A 12,148-nucleotide genomic window follows, 5' to 3' on the forward strand; every position below is an offset into this window, starting at 1 on the left:
CTCGGGGCATGGCTTCTCCGATGACCCACTCGGCGCCGCCGGGAACATCGTCTTCGCCAACTTCCTCGGCGCCATCGGTGTCCTCGGCGGATGTTCCACCTCACGACCGCCGCTTCGGCTTTCACGTGGCGCAGCTGATCTTTGTGGTGGCTTTCCTGTCCCTCGGGGTGCGGAGGCTGGTCGCTGCGCGCGAGGAGCTGCGGAAGTTCGAGGAGGAAAACGGTCCCGGAGCGGGCGGCCAGAAGCCTGTGCGGGACCTGTGGCGCCCCGAACGTGTGAGCTCCCGGCACGCGGCGACCCGTGCGCGACGGGACACCGTCCTCGGGCGGGGACCGGTTGCGTCAGGTTTGGTCATCGTGGCTGCTGGATTCATCTGCCTGGTCTTCTCACAGGGCCTGGGCGACTCGGTTTCTGGGCGGCCACGTTCCGCTTCCTGGGGTTTGCTGGTGGGCTGGCGGGAGCCGCCGTATTGCGTGCGGGGGCACGCTACTTCCGGCGCCGTAGCAACGATGGTGAGCCGCCTCCGTGACCGGGTTCGTGGTCGAGTCGTCGGCGGAGCGACGGCGCAGGCGGCGGATCTTGATCAGCAGTGCCCCACAGGCCGCCCACGTATTGGCGTCCGGCCAAAGCGGTTGGGGCGGCTGGCTGCGGAGATAGCTCTGTCGCTACCCGGCTTTCGGTGACCAATCCGCTCCCGAGCTGCTGTACTTCCCGGTCGCGATAGGAACTCTTGCTGAACCGTTGACGGGTGCCAACGCGAGATGGGTGACCCCGTCGTCTCCGGCCGCCGCGTAGACGATCCATGTGCCGTCAGGCGAGAAGCTGACCTTGTGGCTCACCGTGGCGTGCTTCAGGTGCGTGATCTGGGTGCGGCCTGTTCCGTTGGAATCCACGGTGTAGAAGTTGCCGACGCCGCTTTCCTCGTCCGGGGCGACCCGGAACGCGATTCGACCCGTGGCGGCCGACCAGTCCGGCGTCCCGTCGGCGCCCGAGTCCCACTTCGTTAACTGCCGACCACCCGTTCCGTCCGTGTTGACCACGAAGAACGCCCGACCGCCGGAGGGCTGCCCGCTGCCGGTGTTGAAGATGCAGTAGACCAGTTGCTTACCGTCGGGTGACCAGGCGACGCCCCCCACATCGGCAGCGCCCGGTGCCATCGCCACAACCTCATGCTGGCCGGTACCGTCGTTGCGCATGACGTAGATGCCGGTGTTGGTGAGCTGCTGCTGAGTCGGGTTCCCGTCGCCATGCGCGTACGCGATCGAAGCCCCGTCGGGTGAGAACACGGGCTGGTCGTTGAAGTTCGTCTCGGTCGCCGAGGGGTTACCTGCGGTCAGGGCGACCGGGTCAGTACCGTCGGCGTTCATCAGGTCTATCGCGTGTGCTTCCGTGGGCAAGCCGACGTCCGTCTGTTTGGAGAAGACGATCCTCTTGCCGTCAGGGGACCAATCCGGCTCAGCATCGGTCTCGTTGCCGACTGGCTTCGTAAGCTGAGTCTTCTGAGTGCCGTTGGTGTTGGCGACGAATAGCGCACCTGTCTTACCGTCGGCATCGAGGTATTGCCGGTAGACGATTTGGCCGCCCGGCGGATCCGCCGTGTGCGATCCAGATGATGACCCGGAACTAGGCACCGCACCGGTACAGCCGGACAACGCGATACCGACGACCACCAGAGCAACAGAAACACTTCGAACACGCACGACGATCACCCCGCTCAGTGGGCTCTTCGGCTGCCCCGAGCCCACACAAAAACTGTCCTCTTGTCCGCCACCGCTGCACAAGTAGGCTCTCGCCTGGGCTCATTGGCGGAGCGACGGCGCAGGCGACGCATGTAGGTGCCTCTCGCTAAACCTGCTGCTAGAGAGTATGTTCGCCCGGTGAGCATGGCTCGGAAACACCCGTGGTGGGTGACGTCGTCGACCCAGGCGAGGTCCCTCCGGACAGGCATCGTTTGGACGCTTCTCACGGCGTCGAACCTGTACCTTAGCCACGCACCGAGAGTGGGGGCTCTGTGGTTTGTCGCAGCGGGGCTCGCTGCCCTCCTCGCCGTTGGCGGTTGGGCCAGCTACGTCTTCTATCGGCGCCACCCAGAAGCGGAGCAGATCGCTTCTTCGGCAGAGCGGTCCGATGGACGGTGAGCGTACCGGTGAGGAACCGACCGACCCCACCGCGAGTGCGGACGCGGAGGAGGCACCGCTGCTGCGGATCGCCCGGAGTGAACTCCGCACCGGCAAATGGCTTCTTCTCGTTGGGATCGCCACCACCATCGTCAGTCTCGCGATCGTGATCTTCGCGATACTTCGACCGCACAGCGTCTTCGACACGCTGGTCGTTGTCGCCGTGTCCGCCGGCGGGACGATGCTCGTCCTGGGCGCCCAGAAGTTCCGCAACGGCCGCGCCACGCTCCGCGACGAGATCCGACGGCAGGCGGAGCACCGTCAGCAGTAGCGGCGGCTCCGGGTAGCGCCACCACCAAGACCGTCAGCGCCGCCGAATCAGGACGAGGCGAATCACAGCCCCGACGGCGAGCACCGCCATCGCTACGGCGATGACAAACGCCGGTACCGGATCCTTTCGGGCGATGAACCCAAAAGCGACGAAGAGCAGGGCGGCTATCGAACCGAGCAACAGCACCAGGCGGAGGTAGAAGAGCTGCAGATCACGATTACGGACGCCAGGCTTCGCTTGCCTCCTCTCGCGCGGCTCAGCCATCCTCTCCGCCGTCCGCCGGAAGGGGGTTCTGCTGCCGCCACCGGCGAAGCAGATTCCTGGTGAGCCACACGCTCAACCCGATGTTGACCAGCAGCAGCAAGGCGAGTCCGCCGAACCAGAACCAGTCTCGTGTCTCGAAAGTACCGCGGGTGGCGGGGCCGACCGACCAGACACAGACGGCGACGAGCAGCACGGTCACCAGCCAACGGATCGCCAAAATGCGGATGAGTCGAGCTCGCGTCAATGGCGGCGGCCAGTCGGGCCCGGCCGTCACCCGAGCCGCCGTTTCGTGAGGTACCAGACGGCCCACCAACTGTACCCACAGAGCATGATCAGCATCACGTAGACGTCCGCGACAAACCAGCTATTCCCCAGGAGCCAAACGAATGTGAAGAACACGAAAAGAACGGTAGAGAGGGCCGCGTAGAACCAGGCGATCTGCGGGTTCGTCCACGCCAGCCACCACGGTCGCCGCCGCTCAGCCATCGTCGCGGTCCCGCGCTTCAGGTGGAGCGGACACTCCTGTCGCCGGGTGTCTGAGCACCCATCCAAGCGACAGCCAGGCGACAGCAGCGGTCAGCACGAAGAACACGCCGATGAGCAACCACCACCAGTCCCCTCGGCGCAAGGCGATGAGCGGCTCGATGCAGGCGAGGGCCGTGCAGAAGATCGCCATCCACCGAGATCCGGCCCGGGCGGAGGTGAGTACCCACCACGGCTTCGTGGATGCTTCACCAGCCACGACGCTCTCCCTCTTCGGATCGCTGGCCGAGATAGATGACAGTCGCCCACCCCCAGACTGCGAGGAGCAGGAACGCGACAGCCAGGAGACCGGCCCACCAATCCGCGCGAGTCAGCCACACTGCCACGTCTACAACGGACAAAAGCGTATATACGATCGCAAGGGTGAGCGCCCAGCCTCGGTTACCGCCCGTAGACCTAGCCCACCACGGGTACTTCGACGAGTCACCGTTCATCGTCGGCCACCTCCTTACCGTCGGAGCGGTGCAGCTGCTCCCAGAACAGGACGGCCCACATCCATACGGCGCCGATCAATCCCACCACGCTGAAGGCAGCCCACCACAAGTTGCCGTTTCGCAGTGACGTCAGAATCCCCACGCCGGCGTAGACCGTCAGGAACAGGGCAAGGGCAAGCGTGTACCCGCGGCCATGCTGACCACGAGCTCGCACCCACCACGGCTTCTTCGACGGCGCACCGGTCACGGGTCGGATCCAATCGGCGGCGCAGTGGTGCGACCGTCCGTTGCGATTGGACCGTCGGCAGGTGGAAGGTGGGCGAGCTCGACCTCCAATCTGCCGATGCTCCTGACCTGCCGGATGTAGTTGATCGGGTACCAGATGGCGAGCGCGAGGAAGAAAACGAGGAAGGCAACCCAGAGGATGACCCGTGGCCGGTCCGTGACGATGAGGTAGACGGCAAGGAGAGAGAGCAACCCGAACTCGACCGGCCCGAGCCATCGGTACAGTTTCGCCTGCCGTCTTCGATGTTCGAGGACCGGTTCCCACTCGTCAGCCCGAGCGTTCGCGGGAAGCCGACCGTTCTTGATGGCATCCGTGACCGCTCGCGCCAGCCCAGGCTCTCCGGCCGATCTGCGCTGCCGGCCTATGAGCAATCCCATCCCCACACCGAAGATCACAGCAGCGACCGCCGCGCCGACCGCACTTGCCCAGCCGACCTGTTGTAAGCCGGTGGCGACGTTCACGCCGAAGAACAGTACGCCGAAGATGACTCCCGCCATGATGCCGGTGACGATCGCCGGTTGCCGGTTCATCCAATTTCTCAACATCACTCCGCCCGTCGCGATGGAGTTACCTGGGGTCATCGAGCCCAACGGGTAGCCAACACCGAAACTGAGCGAAGGTCAACGAGCTTCCATCGGATCATCCGACTCCGGGCGGCGCACCGGTCACGGGTCGGACTCTACTCGCCGCTCCGCCCGGGATTCACTCGAAGAGGATCTTCAGCAGCTCCGGCGTATAGGTCTGGGGGCCGGCGTTGTTCCAGTTGGAGGCGAGCCAGACGCCGTGCCCCACCCACTGAGATTCACCGATCGACCGACCAGTGTCGGAGTTGTTCGTGACACACCATTCGCCGCTGTACGCCTTGCCGCATCCCATGCCGAGCTGGTGCATTCGGGCGATCACCGCCTGTTCGGTCGCGGCGTCGACGTGTCGGAGCTGGGTGGTGAGGAATGTGTCGCTCGGCCCGGTCGCCGGCGCCCAGTCGCAGATCAGGCCCGGAGCGTTCGACAACATCACCGCGAGGGCCGGGTCGTACGTTCCGTACCCGCTCCCTTCCGCCCGGGGCGCGCCCGGTCCGGACTTCCACGCCGGGTTCAGCGTCAGCGACCCGTCGGGGGAGACGAAGTCGTGCAGACCGGAGTAGAACGCGTCGCAGCTGGTCGGCAACCCGTCGTCGTCGACGACGGGTGCCGCGGAAGGGGCAGGGGAGGCCGAGCTGTGGGCGGCTGGTGTCCGGGTGGGCGTGCTGGCCGCTGATGCGGTGCAGCCTGCAAGTGACAGGACGATGAGACCAATGACGGCTGACCTGGCGAGCTTCACGCCGGCAACCCTAGCGGACGCTGTCATCATCGGACGCAGCTATCGGCGCGCCCTGTTCCCACTTGCCGTGTCGGAACTGCCGGCAGTAGCGCAAGCCATGAATGGCGAATGACCCCGAGCGCCTGTTGATCCCGACCGGGCTTCCGTCAGGGACCGGGAAGATGCCGCACACCAGACTGATCGCGATACTGCCAGAGCGCCCAGGCGAAGTTCCGCCAGAACTCCGGACGGCGCGTTTTCGGGCCTGTCACGGGTCGGGCTTTACTCGCGTCGCAGCTCGCCGTTGCAGGTAATAGCCGGCCACCCTAGCTGACGGTGTCTGCCGCATCGACCAGTGGAGACGATGGATTGAATGTGGATCAGTATGATCGCCATGGATGTCATCGCAGACAGGGGAATCATGAAACTACGCGCCCGCGCGTCAACCGGAGCGACCATCGCCGCGCTCCTGGTGGCACTTAGCCTGGCTGGCTGCTCCACCATTGCGAGCGGCGGCGCGACAGCTGTCGCTACGACCGGCTGCTTGAACGTTCGGTCAGCCGTCACGAACTTGGAGGCGCTGCGGTCCTGGTGTCGTGACCACGGAGACGCCGCGGGCGCAGCGGCCTGGCTTTCCGGGATCGACAGCTCACTGAAGGCTGAGGTCACTGCCGACGACCGTGTGCGCGACGTGGCGGACAAAATGGACGCGCAGGTCAAGCTGCTGGCGGGAGCCGACCCTCAGTCGGCGCTAGCACAGCTACCGGATGTCCTCACCAACGTCATCAGCGAGCTCACGCCAGCGCGAGATGCAGCCTGCGCCTGAGCCTGCTTGGGACCGAGCAGGTAGGGGACGAGCGCCCGGCCGGCGGCGAGGTCGTCACACTCACGCCCGTTGCCCACCCTCGAGTTCGCGCCTCGCTTTTCGCCAGTGCCGGAAGTACATCACCGTCTGCGTGGTGAAAATCAGCCCGAGAGCGACGTTGATCCACCCGCTCGCGCTGCCGACGATGACCAAGATGACCCCTCCGACGAGGTTGAGTGCCGTCACCGCCGTGAACAGCCAGGCGAAGTTTCGCCAATACTCGGGGCGGCGCGCGCTCGGGTCGGTCACGAGTCGAACACTACTCGCGGCGCCGCAAGACGACGGAAGTACATCTCTCCGGACGCTCTACGCGCTCTGCCCGAGTTGTGCCAGAGTCATTGCAGGCGAAGGTCAACGGAGGTGGCGGCGATGCGAGACCCTCGACTCAGAGACGGGGAGCGAACCGGCCAAGCCTGGCTGGGGCTCGCGGCGTTCATCGTTGTTCTTGCCGTTACCGCGCTGACCGCTTGTACAGCCGTTCCCCACACACCGCCCCCAAGCCGCGGAAGCAGGGACGGTTCATCGCCGGTCGCCGCTGCTCGGCCGACACCGCTGCATCAGGCGCCGCCAGTCGGAGCGTTCTCGCCAGCGCCTACCCCATCACTGCGGCCGTGCATCGGATGGGGTTTCTACGAGCACGACCGGGACGTCACCTTCGAACAGCCCGTCGACTGCGGGCCGATCGAGTTCGCGACAGGGAAGGTTTCCGTCGATAGCGAGGGGACTCCAGTTGCGTACACCGTCGCGCCCGGGGACGTGTGGGCCGTCATCGCCAAACGCTTCGACCTCGGCGTCAGCTACCTGAACAACATCAACTCCGTCCGCCGGCCCAACGTCATGAACGTCTACCCCGGCGACACCATCAACCTCGACCCGCACACCATCGTCAGCGTGGGCACCGAGAACGGCCAGGTCGGGCACAACCTCGCCGAACTCCCAGACCCTCACCTCGAGCAGCGCTGAGACAGCGCAAGAGGAAGGGCTCCGACCGTCAAAGGAAGATCAGCAGCAGTCCTGCGATGACGGCGGCGATGCAGACTCCGACGACGAAGCCTTGCGTCCGCCTGCTCTTCCACGGGCTTCCTCGCGACCTGCCGACCAAAGCTGCGATGACACCGGCAGCCAACGCGACTAGCAGCACGGTAAGGGCGATACTCCTCAGCCGACCACTACTGGTTTCAGCCGCGGCCTGCAGGCCCAGCGACCCGGCACCCGCCAACACACCAGCGGCAAGAGCGCGGGTTCGCCGATCGGTCACGGCTCGGACTCTACTCGCGGCAGTAACAGTCCGGCGTCTATCCTGTCGCCGCGACGACCCCGTTCGTAATGAGGATCAGCACCAGCATGTCTAGGAACACGAATGCGATGGAGAGCGCTGCGATGCTGAGCACCACTATTACGAGCTGGAAGATTCGGAAGGCGACACTTGTGGTGTCCCTTCCGAGTTCGGTTGCGAACCGCCGAAGCATCAGTCCGGAGCAGGCGAACGGCGCTGCCATCGCGATTAGAAGTAGCCCAGTCGGGCCGAGGAAGCGGAGCACCTCCGGCTGCAAGTCGAGAACCAACAGAACCGGTCCGACGATGGCCAGGATGGAACCGATGAACAGCTGGCTGTGGCCGGCCCACCACACGCTTCGGGAAAGAGGAGGCATGCCCACGGGCGGCCGGCGCCGGAACCAACGCACCTTAGGCTGCTGCGCCGTGGATGTGGCCATCTTGCCCGCACCGTCGTCGGACACGGCCTTCACCGCCGCATCCACGAGACCACCGAGAGTCCGGCGTTGGCGAACCGGAACCAGTACAGCAGGTTGACGACGACCAGTATGGGGATTCCGATCGCCATCGGCCAGAGGCGGATGTCTGCGGGGAGCAGCTCGAGCGAGGCGACGACGGCGGCCAGCACGTAGGCGAACACCGCGAGGAGCACCACGCCGATGCTCAGGTCACGGGTCTGGGCGGCCGGATCCTCCCGAGGGGCTGCGAGACGTACCAGGAAGGCGACGACGCGTCTGCGGAAGACGATGGCGGCGGTTGCGATGATGGTGATCCAGGCGGCACCGATCACAGCGGCGGCTGGCCCGGCGAGGGCGTTGATCATGGTGTGGCTCCGATCTTCCGTGCGGTGACGATGGCGCGCGGCTCGTCCGGCCAGCCCAGCCATCCGCGGACGTCCATCTCGTACGAGGTTCCGACGTGTAGTGACCGTCCGAGCGTCTCGGCTTCCTGCTCGTCGAGCCCACCACCGCCTCCGGTGACTTGCAGCTGCCCGCAGGTGGTGGTGTCGATGTCGTAGACGGTGCCGAGGTAGCCGGACTTTCCGTAGGTGTCGTGGTGGCTGTTGCCCGCGACGACGCACACCAGGTCCGTGCGGGTCTGCCACCAGATGTTCGACGCTACGGCGTCGACGCCGAGGCCGATGAACGTGAGCCCAACCACCGTGATCACGATTATCCCGGTGATCAGGTTGAGTCGCCGCACCCACGGTTTCGCGTTCGGACCCCGCCCATACTGACGCACTGGCGAGTTCTCGAACTGCTCCGGAGTCCGTTTGTCCAACGGGATCATCTCGAGCCTGGCCTGCAACCGGTCCGCGAGCGTTTTGCGGGGCATCAGCGCACCCGCTCTTGGGATGCCCAGTCCGCCCAGGCCACATACGCGGCGGCAAGCCCGGACCCGATGATGCCGGCGGGGATGCCGAGGAAAACGGCCAGCCACGGCTGGATGCCGCCGACGACCACCACAGCCACGAGCGACCCGAATATCGCGCCGAGCGCCGCGACGCCCGCCCGGTACCGCGACCCACCACGGACGGTGAAGAGCAGCAAGGCGAGAGCCGCGCCGGACGCGGTGGCGAAACCGTACGGCGCTCCGAGCCAGAACCAGCTCGCCACCGAGCCTAGGAACGTGGCCGGTGTCTGCGCTTCCCAGTACGACGGGTTGTAAGAGAGCGCCGACGAGATCAGCAGCACGGCGGCCACGAGGAGACCCGACGCTGGCACTGCAAGGGCTGCACCCCAGATCAGTCGCCTCATCAGGGCCAGGCGGACGGCCGGGTCTTCGGGCAGGCCGGTCAGCCGTCGCGGTCGGGTGTCGGTCATCGGGTTCATCCTCCTACCAGCCGGTGTCACAGGTCCATGAGATGCCCCAGCTGTCGCCCGGGTGCTCGAAGGTGACAACGATGTTGAGCGCGTTCGTCGGGGCGACCAGGTTGCTGGTCCAGTTCCCGCTGGCGCTGCCGCCCGCGCCGGAACAGGCGCCGGAGAGGACGACCAACCCTCGCGGCGGCGTGAATGCTCCGCCCCCTGTTGCGGGCGACCCGGCAGAGGTCCCACCGCCGGCCCCGCCGCCCGTAGCTCCACCGGTGCCTCCGCCACCGCCGGAAGCGCCACCGCCAGAGGTCGTCCCGCGAGACGTCCCACCTCCGCCCGGCGCGCCCCCGTTCCCGGCAGCTGCCTTCCGGGCCGCTTCCGCCGCCGCGGCCTGCTCCGCGGCAACCGCCGTCGCATGGGAGTCGACAACTGCCCTTCCCTTCACGGCGTAGTCAGCCAGCGCGGTGATCGCCTGCTGCCCAGTGGCCTTCGCCGCCGCTGCGGCCTGCGCCGCGAACGCGTCACGCACCGCCGGGTCAGCGTTCGGGTTCGCAGCGAGCACTGCCCCAGAGGTGGACCCGGCCGACTTCGTCATCGCTGTGAGGGCGTCATCCACTGCGGCGACTACCTTCGCGAGCGCGGCTCTGGCCGAGGTGTTCTTGCCGGCGAGTGTCGTGTTGCGTCGGGCGGATGCTTTCGCCTCCGACACTGCCTTCTGCACGGCGGCAAGGCTGCCGTCCCGCGGTTTCACCGGTCCACGAGCAAGAACAGCCACATCGGTCTTGCCAGCGGTCTTCTCGAGGACGTCCAGGGCGTCGGCCAGAGATGTCCGGGTCTCCGGTGCCACATACCCGTCCGTCGCCGCGATCAGCGGCCGTCCCGAAGCGACCAGCTACTTCGCGGCCGCCCGGTTGGTCGTGACCGCCTTCACGACCGCGGCATCCGCCCGGTATGACTTCGACAACGCGGTGTTCGCGGCATCGAGGTCGTGCTCGGCGGACGAGGTCGCGTACGCCACACCACCCCACGTGCCCGCCCCCGCGAGGACGAGCGAGACCGCGACGATCGACGCGGCAACAACCAATTTCCGACGGTTCATGAACCCCCCTGTTCACCGACCAAGATGCGGCCGGGTCAGTGCTGGTGGGCGACGACGATGTCCCAGTTGGCGACATCGGGCAAGGGGTCCACGTACTGGTGGGCGAAGGCAAGAGCTTCGTCGGCTGAGGCGAACGCGTTGTATCGGCCGAGCGATTCCCACGGGATCCGCATTTCGAGGCCCCCATCGATGTTCCATTGGAGGACGTTCGTGCTCCCGGACCGGTCTGCCGACAGAGGTACCTGGCTGATGAAGACGACCTGCTTGCCAGTGGCGTACCGAAAATTGCCGGCGGCGGCGTTTGCGGCCTTGAGACCGGCGGTGGCGTCCTGTGGCCCGTGTCCCTGCTGCAACGGCACAGCATCCGCCTTCGCCTGCTCGGCGGCCATAACCTCAGCTGGCATCGGCTGCAGCCGGTTCGTCTTGACCCACCGGCCGTCCGGCATTTTGTAGGCGAAGTCGCCCGAGTCCGGCATCTCTCGGCGGAGGTCGAGTGCGGTCTCCTCGTCGAGGACACCACCGAGAGGTACCACAGTCGGGGTTGGCGTCACTGTCGGGGTGTGCTCCGCGGCGGCCGCGGGCTTCCCGCCGGCGATGTGAAACGATCCGGCCATGGAGTCCACGACGGCGTACGCGCCCACGCCGAGCGCGGCGACAGCGACGACCGCGATCGAGGTGACGATGATGGCGGTGCGGCGGCGAGGCATGGGGGGCTCCTTCGGGGTCATTGACCGACGATCACGGTTGCGTCCGGGCCGACCTTCGCGCGGACGGCGGCGAGGCATTCTTCAGCAGTGGCATACTGCTGGTCACCGCCGAACTCCGTGCTGATCCAGGCGCGCCCCAGAGTTTCGAATGCGGGTGACAGGGCAAGGTAGGCGTGGACCACGACGCTGATCTTGTGACCGAGGGTGTACTCCAGCTCCTTCTTCCGCTGCTCGATCAGAGCCCCGGTGGGGTCGCTTGCTGCTTCGCCTGCATCCGCAGACGCGGCGAGCCTCTTACCTGCGTCCACCTTCACGTTCTCGGGCAGCGGCTGGTCGCGGGCGATGAGCACCTGGCTGCCGTCGGCCATCTTGTAGGGGAGGAGGTTGCCCTGCCAATCGTGGGCGATCGTCTTCGCCTGCTCAGCGGTGAGGGCGGCGCCGACGGTGAGGCCCCTGGCTGCTTTCTCCGCTGCCTGCTTCGCCGCTTCCTCCTCGTCGACGGGTGCAGCTGCCACCGCAGTCGCGGTCGGTTTGTCGCGTTCGACGTGAAGCGTCCCATTCATCGACTGGATGACGGCGATGGTCCCGACGATGGCGAGGGCAAGCGCGACGATGCCGAGCAGGACGAAGACGATCGTCCAGTTGCGACGGCGTGATGACATGTTTCCCCCTGAGCGCCGAACAGTCTTTCCACGTTATCGACAGCGCGGACTGGGAGTCGCTTGAATCAGTCTCGTTCGCGCCCCCAAATCGGGTGGGTGGCCCTCCAAGTGGGCGCGCGGACTATCTCGCGGGCCTACCCTCGGGACATGCCTTCACCTCGTCGACGTTGTCTTGCTCGCCGGTCGCCAGTCCTTCTACACCGAGTTGAACCTTTCCGCGGAAGAAGAGGAGGTGCGGCTTCGTGCCTGGTTCACGAACGAGTATGGCGAATCGATGGCGACATGATCGCCGAGGCTACGATCACCGAGCCTGACGGCCCCTACCCGAAGGGTCAGTGGTTCACGTCGCAGGACACAGATGCCATCCATGGCCTCTCCGAGGACATCCGCGACGGAGTCTTCCAGTTCGACGATGCCCTGCGGGATCACCCGCGTGGCGGCCGCTAGACACA

General features: G+C 66.1%; 21 protein-coding genes. 4 read left to right on the forward strand and 17 right to left on the reverse strand.

Translation table 11 applies throughout. From position 1 onward, the window contains the following. Positions 1-665: 665 nt before the first annotated feature. On the reverse strand, positions 666-1,709 hold the full coding sequence (locus ACFVWR_RS06975) for a TolB family protein (protein WP_387209441.1): 1,044 nt from the start codon (positions 1,707-1,709) through the stop codon (positions 666-668). A 418-nt stretch (positions 1,710-2,127) separates the two neighbouring features. Between ACFVWR_RS06975 and ACFVWR_RS06980 the strand changes: the two genes are divergently transcribed. Beyond that, positions 2,128-2,448, forward strand: a complete 321-nt coding sequence (locus ACFVWR_RS06980; RefSeq protein WP_387209443.1) for a hypothetical protein — start codon at positions 2,128-2,130, stop codon at positions 2,446-2,448. 33 nt (positions 2,449-2,481) lie between these two features. On the opposite strand, the gene ACFVWR_RS06985 is transcribed toward ACFVWR_RS06980, so the two are convergent. From ACFVWR_RS06985 to ACFVWR_RS07010, 6 genes are all read right to left on the reverse strand, one after another. Further along, positions 2,482-2,712 (reverse strand): hypothetical protein, encoded by a 231-nt coding sequence (locus tag ACFVWR_RS06985; RefSeq protein ID WP_387209445.1) that lies wholly within the window; start codon positions 2,710-2,712, stop codon positions 2,482-2,484. After that, positions 2,705-2,911 carry a hypothetical protein gene (locus ACFVWR_RS06990; RefSeq protein WP_387209447.1) on the reverse strand — a complete coding sequence of 69 codons (207 nt, stop codon included), beginning with the start codon at positions 2,909-2,911 and terminating at the stop codon, positions 2,705-2,707. The genes ACFVWR_RS06985 and ACFVWR_RS06990 overlap by 8 nt, the downstream gene beginning before the upstream one ends. Positions 2,912-3,190: 279 nt before the next feature. Next, a complete protein-coding gene (locus ACFVWR_RS06995) occupies positions 3,191-3,454 on the reverse strand; it encodes a hypothetical protein (RefSeq protein WP_387209449.1) in 264 nt (87 codons plus the stop codon). A gap of 224 nt (positions 3,455-3,678) precedes the next feature. Next, entirely contained in the window at positions 3,679-3,936 is a 258-nt protein-coding gene (locus ACFVWR_RS07000; RefSeq protein ID WP_387209451.1) for a hypothetical protein, read from the reverse strand. Next, positions 3,933-4,565, reverse strand: a complete 633-nt coding sequence (locus tag ACFVWR_RS07005) for a hypothetical protein (RefSeq protein ID WP_387209453.1) — start codon at positions 4,563-4,565, stop codon at positions 3,933-3,935. Before ACFVWR_RS07005 ends, ACFVWR_RS07000 begins: the two co-directional genes overlap by 4 nt. Before the next feature lie 112 nt (positions 4,566-4,677). Continuing rightward, positions 4,678-5,295, reverse strand: coding sequence for a hypothetical protein (locus ACFVWR_RS07010; RefSeq protein ID WP_387209455.1), 618 nt, complete (start codon positions 5,293-5,295; stop codon positions 4,678-4,680). 373 nt (positions 5,296-5,668) lie between these two features. On the opposite strand from ACFVWR_RS07010, the gene ACFVWR_RS07015 reads away from it, so the two are divergent. Further along, a complete protein-coding gene (locus ACFVWR_RS07015; RefSeq protein WP_387209457.1) occupies positions 5,669-6,100 on the forward strand; it encodes a hypothetical protein in 432 nt (143 codons plus the stop codon). A gap of 60 nt (positions 6,101-6,160) precedes the next feature. On the opposite strand, the gene ACFVWR_RS07020 is transcribed toward ACFVWR_RS07015, so the two are convergent. Continuing rightward, the gene (locus ACFVWR_RS07020; RefSeq protein ID WP_387209459.1) at positions 6,161-6,388 is read right to left on the reverse strand and encodes a hypothetical protein; all 228 of its coding nucleotides are present in this window, start codon (positions 6,386-6,388) and stop codon (positions 6,161-6,163) included. Between the two features lie 120 nt (positions 6,389-6,508). Between ACFVWR_RS07020 and ACFVWR_RS07025 the strand changes: the two genes are divergently transcribed. Continuing rightward, entirely contained in the window at positions 6,509-7,102 is a 594-nt protein-coding gene (locus tag ACFVWR_RS07025; RefSeq protein ID WP_387209561.1) for a LysM peptidoglycan-binding domain-containing protein, read from the forward strand. A 28-nt stretch (positions 7,103-7,130) separates the two neighbouring features. On the opposite strand, the gene ACFVWR_RS07030 is transcribed toward ACFVWR_RS07025, so the two are convergent. The 9 genes from ACFVWR_RS07030 to ACFVWR_RS07070 are packed head-to-tail and all read right to left on the reverse strand — an operon-like array spanning position 7,131 to position 11,696. Next, positions 7,131-7,397, reverse strand: coding sequence for a hypothetical protein (locus ACFVWR_RS07030; RefSeq protein ID WP_387209461.1), 267 nt, complete (start codon positions 7,395-7,397; stop codon positions 7,131-7,133). Positions 7,398-7,434: 37 nt separating this feature from the next. Continuing rightward, entirely contained in the window at positions 7,435-7,899 is a 465-nt protein-coding gene (locus ACFVWR_RS07035; RefSeq protein WP_387209462.1) for a hypothetical protein, read from the reverse strand. Further along, a complete protein-coding gene (locus tag ACFVWR_RS07040) occupies positions 7,884-8,237 on the reverse strand; it encodes a hypothetical protein (protein WP_387209464.1) in 354 nt (117 codons plus the stop codon). The genes ACFVWR_RS07035 and ACFVWR_RS07040 overlap by 16 nt, the downstream gene beginning before the upstream one ends. Beyond that, positions 8,234-8,749: a hypothetical protein gene (locus ACFVWR_RS07045; RefSeq protein WP_387209466.1), complete on the reverse strand. Its 516-nt coding sequence runs from the start codon at positions 8,747-8,749 to the stop codon at positions 8,234-8,236. Before ACFVWR_RS07045 ends, ACFVWR_RS07040 begins: the two co-directional genes overlap by 4 nt. After that, positions 8,749-9,237 carry a hypothetical protein gene (locus ACFVWR_RS07050; protein ID WP_387209468.1) on the reverse strand — a complete coding sequence of 163 codons (489 nt, stop codon included), beginning with the start codon at positions 9,235-9,237 and terminating at the stop codon, positions 8,749-8,751. The genes ACFVWR_RS07045 and ACFVWR_RS07050 overlap by 1 nt, the downstream gene beginning before the upstream one ends. 13 nt (positions 9,238-9,250) lie before the next feature. Then, a complete protein-coding gene (locus tag ACFVWR_RS07055; RefSeq protein WP_387209470.1) occupies positions 9,251-10,075 on the reverse strand; it encodes a hypothetical protein in 825 nt (274 codons plus the stop codon). A gap of 45 nt (positions 10,076-10,120) precedes the next feature. Next, positions 10,121-10,327: a hypothetical protein gene (locus ACFVWR_RS07060; RefSeq protein WP_387209472.1), complete on the reverse strand. Its 207-nt coding sequence runs from the start codon at positions 10,325-10,327 to the stop codon at positions 10,121-10,123. 35 nt (positions 10,328-10,362) lie between these two features. Beyond that, positions 10,363-11,055 (reverse strand): hypothetical protein, encoded by a 693-nt coding sequence (locus ACFVWR_RS07065; RefSeq protein WP_387209474.1) that lies wholly within the window; start codon positions 11,053-11,055, stop codon positions 10,363-10,365. Then, positions 11,052-11,696, reverse strand: a complete 645-nt coding sequence (locus ACFVWR_RS07070; protein WP_387209476.1) for a hypothetical protein — start codon at positions 11,694-11,696, stop codon at positions 11,052-11,054. The genes ACFVWR_RS07065 and ACFVWR_RS07070 overlap by 4 nt, the downstream gene beginning before the upstream one ends. Positions 11,697-11,978: 282 nt before the next feature. On the opposite strand from ACFVWR_RS07070, the gene ACFVWR_RS07075 reads away from it, so the two are divergent. Then, positions 11,979-12,143 (forward strand): hypothetical protein, encoded by a 165-nt coding sequence (locus ACFVWR_RS07075; protein ID WP_387209478.1) that lies wholly within the window; start codon positions 11,979-11,981, stop codon positions 12,141-12,143. Positions 12,144-12,148 lie beyond the last annotated feature (5 nt).

Source organism: Leifsonia sp. NPDC058292 (assembly GCF_042880955.1).
In the GTDB taxonomy this organism is placed as follows: Bacteria; Actinomycetota; Actinomycetes; order Actinomycetales; family Microbacteriaceae; genus Leifsonia.

Excerpts from the sequence above, each read along its gene's own strand:
- ACFVWR_RS07065 (WP_387209474.1), bottom strand. The coding sequence starts at position 11,055 with ATGACCCCGAAGGAGCCCCCCATGCCTCGCCGCCGCACCGCCATCATC.
- ACFVWR_RS07025 (WP_387209561.1), top strand. The coding sequence starts at position 6,509 with ATGCGAGACCCTCGACTCAGAGACGGGGAGCGAACCGGCCAAGCCTGG.
- ACFVWR_RS07015 (WP_387209457.1), top strand. The coding sequence starts at position 5,669 with ATGGATGTCATCGCAGACAGGGGAATCATGAAACTACGCGCCCGCGCG.
- ACFVWR_RS06985 (WP_387209445.1), bottom strand. The coding sequence starts at position 2,712 with ATGGCTGAGCCGCGCGAGAGGAGGCAAGCGAAGCCTGGCGTCCGTAAT.
- ACFVWR_RS07060 (WP_387209472.1), bottom strand. The coding sequence starts at position 10,327 with ATGAACCGTCGGAAATTGGTTGTTGCCGCGTCGATCGTCGCGGTCTCG.
- ACFVWR_RS06980 (WP_387209443.1), top strand. The coding sequence starts at position 2,128 with ATGGACGGTGAGCGTACCGGTGAGGAACCGACCGACCCCACCGCGAGT.
- ACFVWR_RS07045 (WP_387209466.1), bottom strand. The coding sequence starts at position 8,749 with ATGCCCCGCAAAACGCTCGCGGACCGGTTGCAGGCCAGGCTCGAGATG.
- ACFVWR_RS07070 (WP_387209476.1), bottom strand. The coding sequence starts at position 11,696 with ATGTCATCACGCCGTCGCAACTGGACGATCGTCTTCGTCCTGCTCGGC.
- ACFVWR_RS07050 (WP_387209468.1), bottom strand. The coding sequence starts at position 9,237 with ATGACCGACACCCGACCGCGACGGCTGACCGGCCTGCCCGAAGACCCG.
- ACFVWR_RS07040 (WP_387209464.1), bottom strand. The coding sequence starts at position 8,237 with ATGATCAACGCCCTCGCCGGGCCAGCCGCCGCTGTGATCGGTGCCGCC.
- ACFVWR_RS07075 (WP_387209478.1), top strand. The coding sequence starts at position 11,979 with ATGATCGCCGAGGCTACGATCACCGAGCCTGACGGCCCCTACCCGAAG.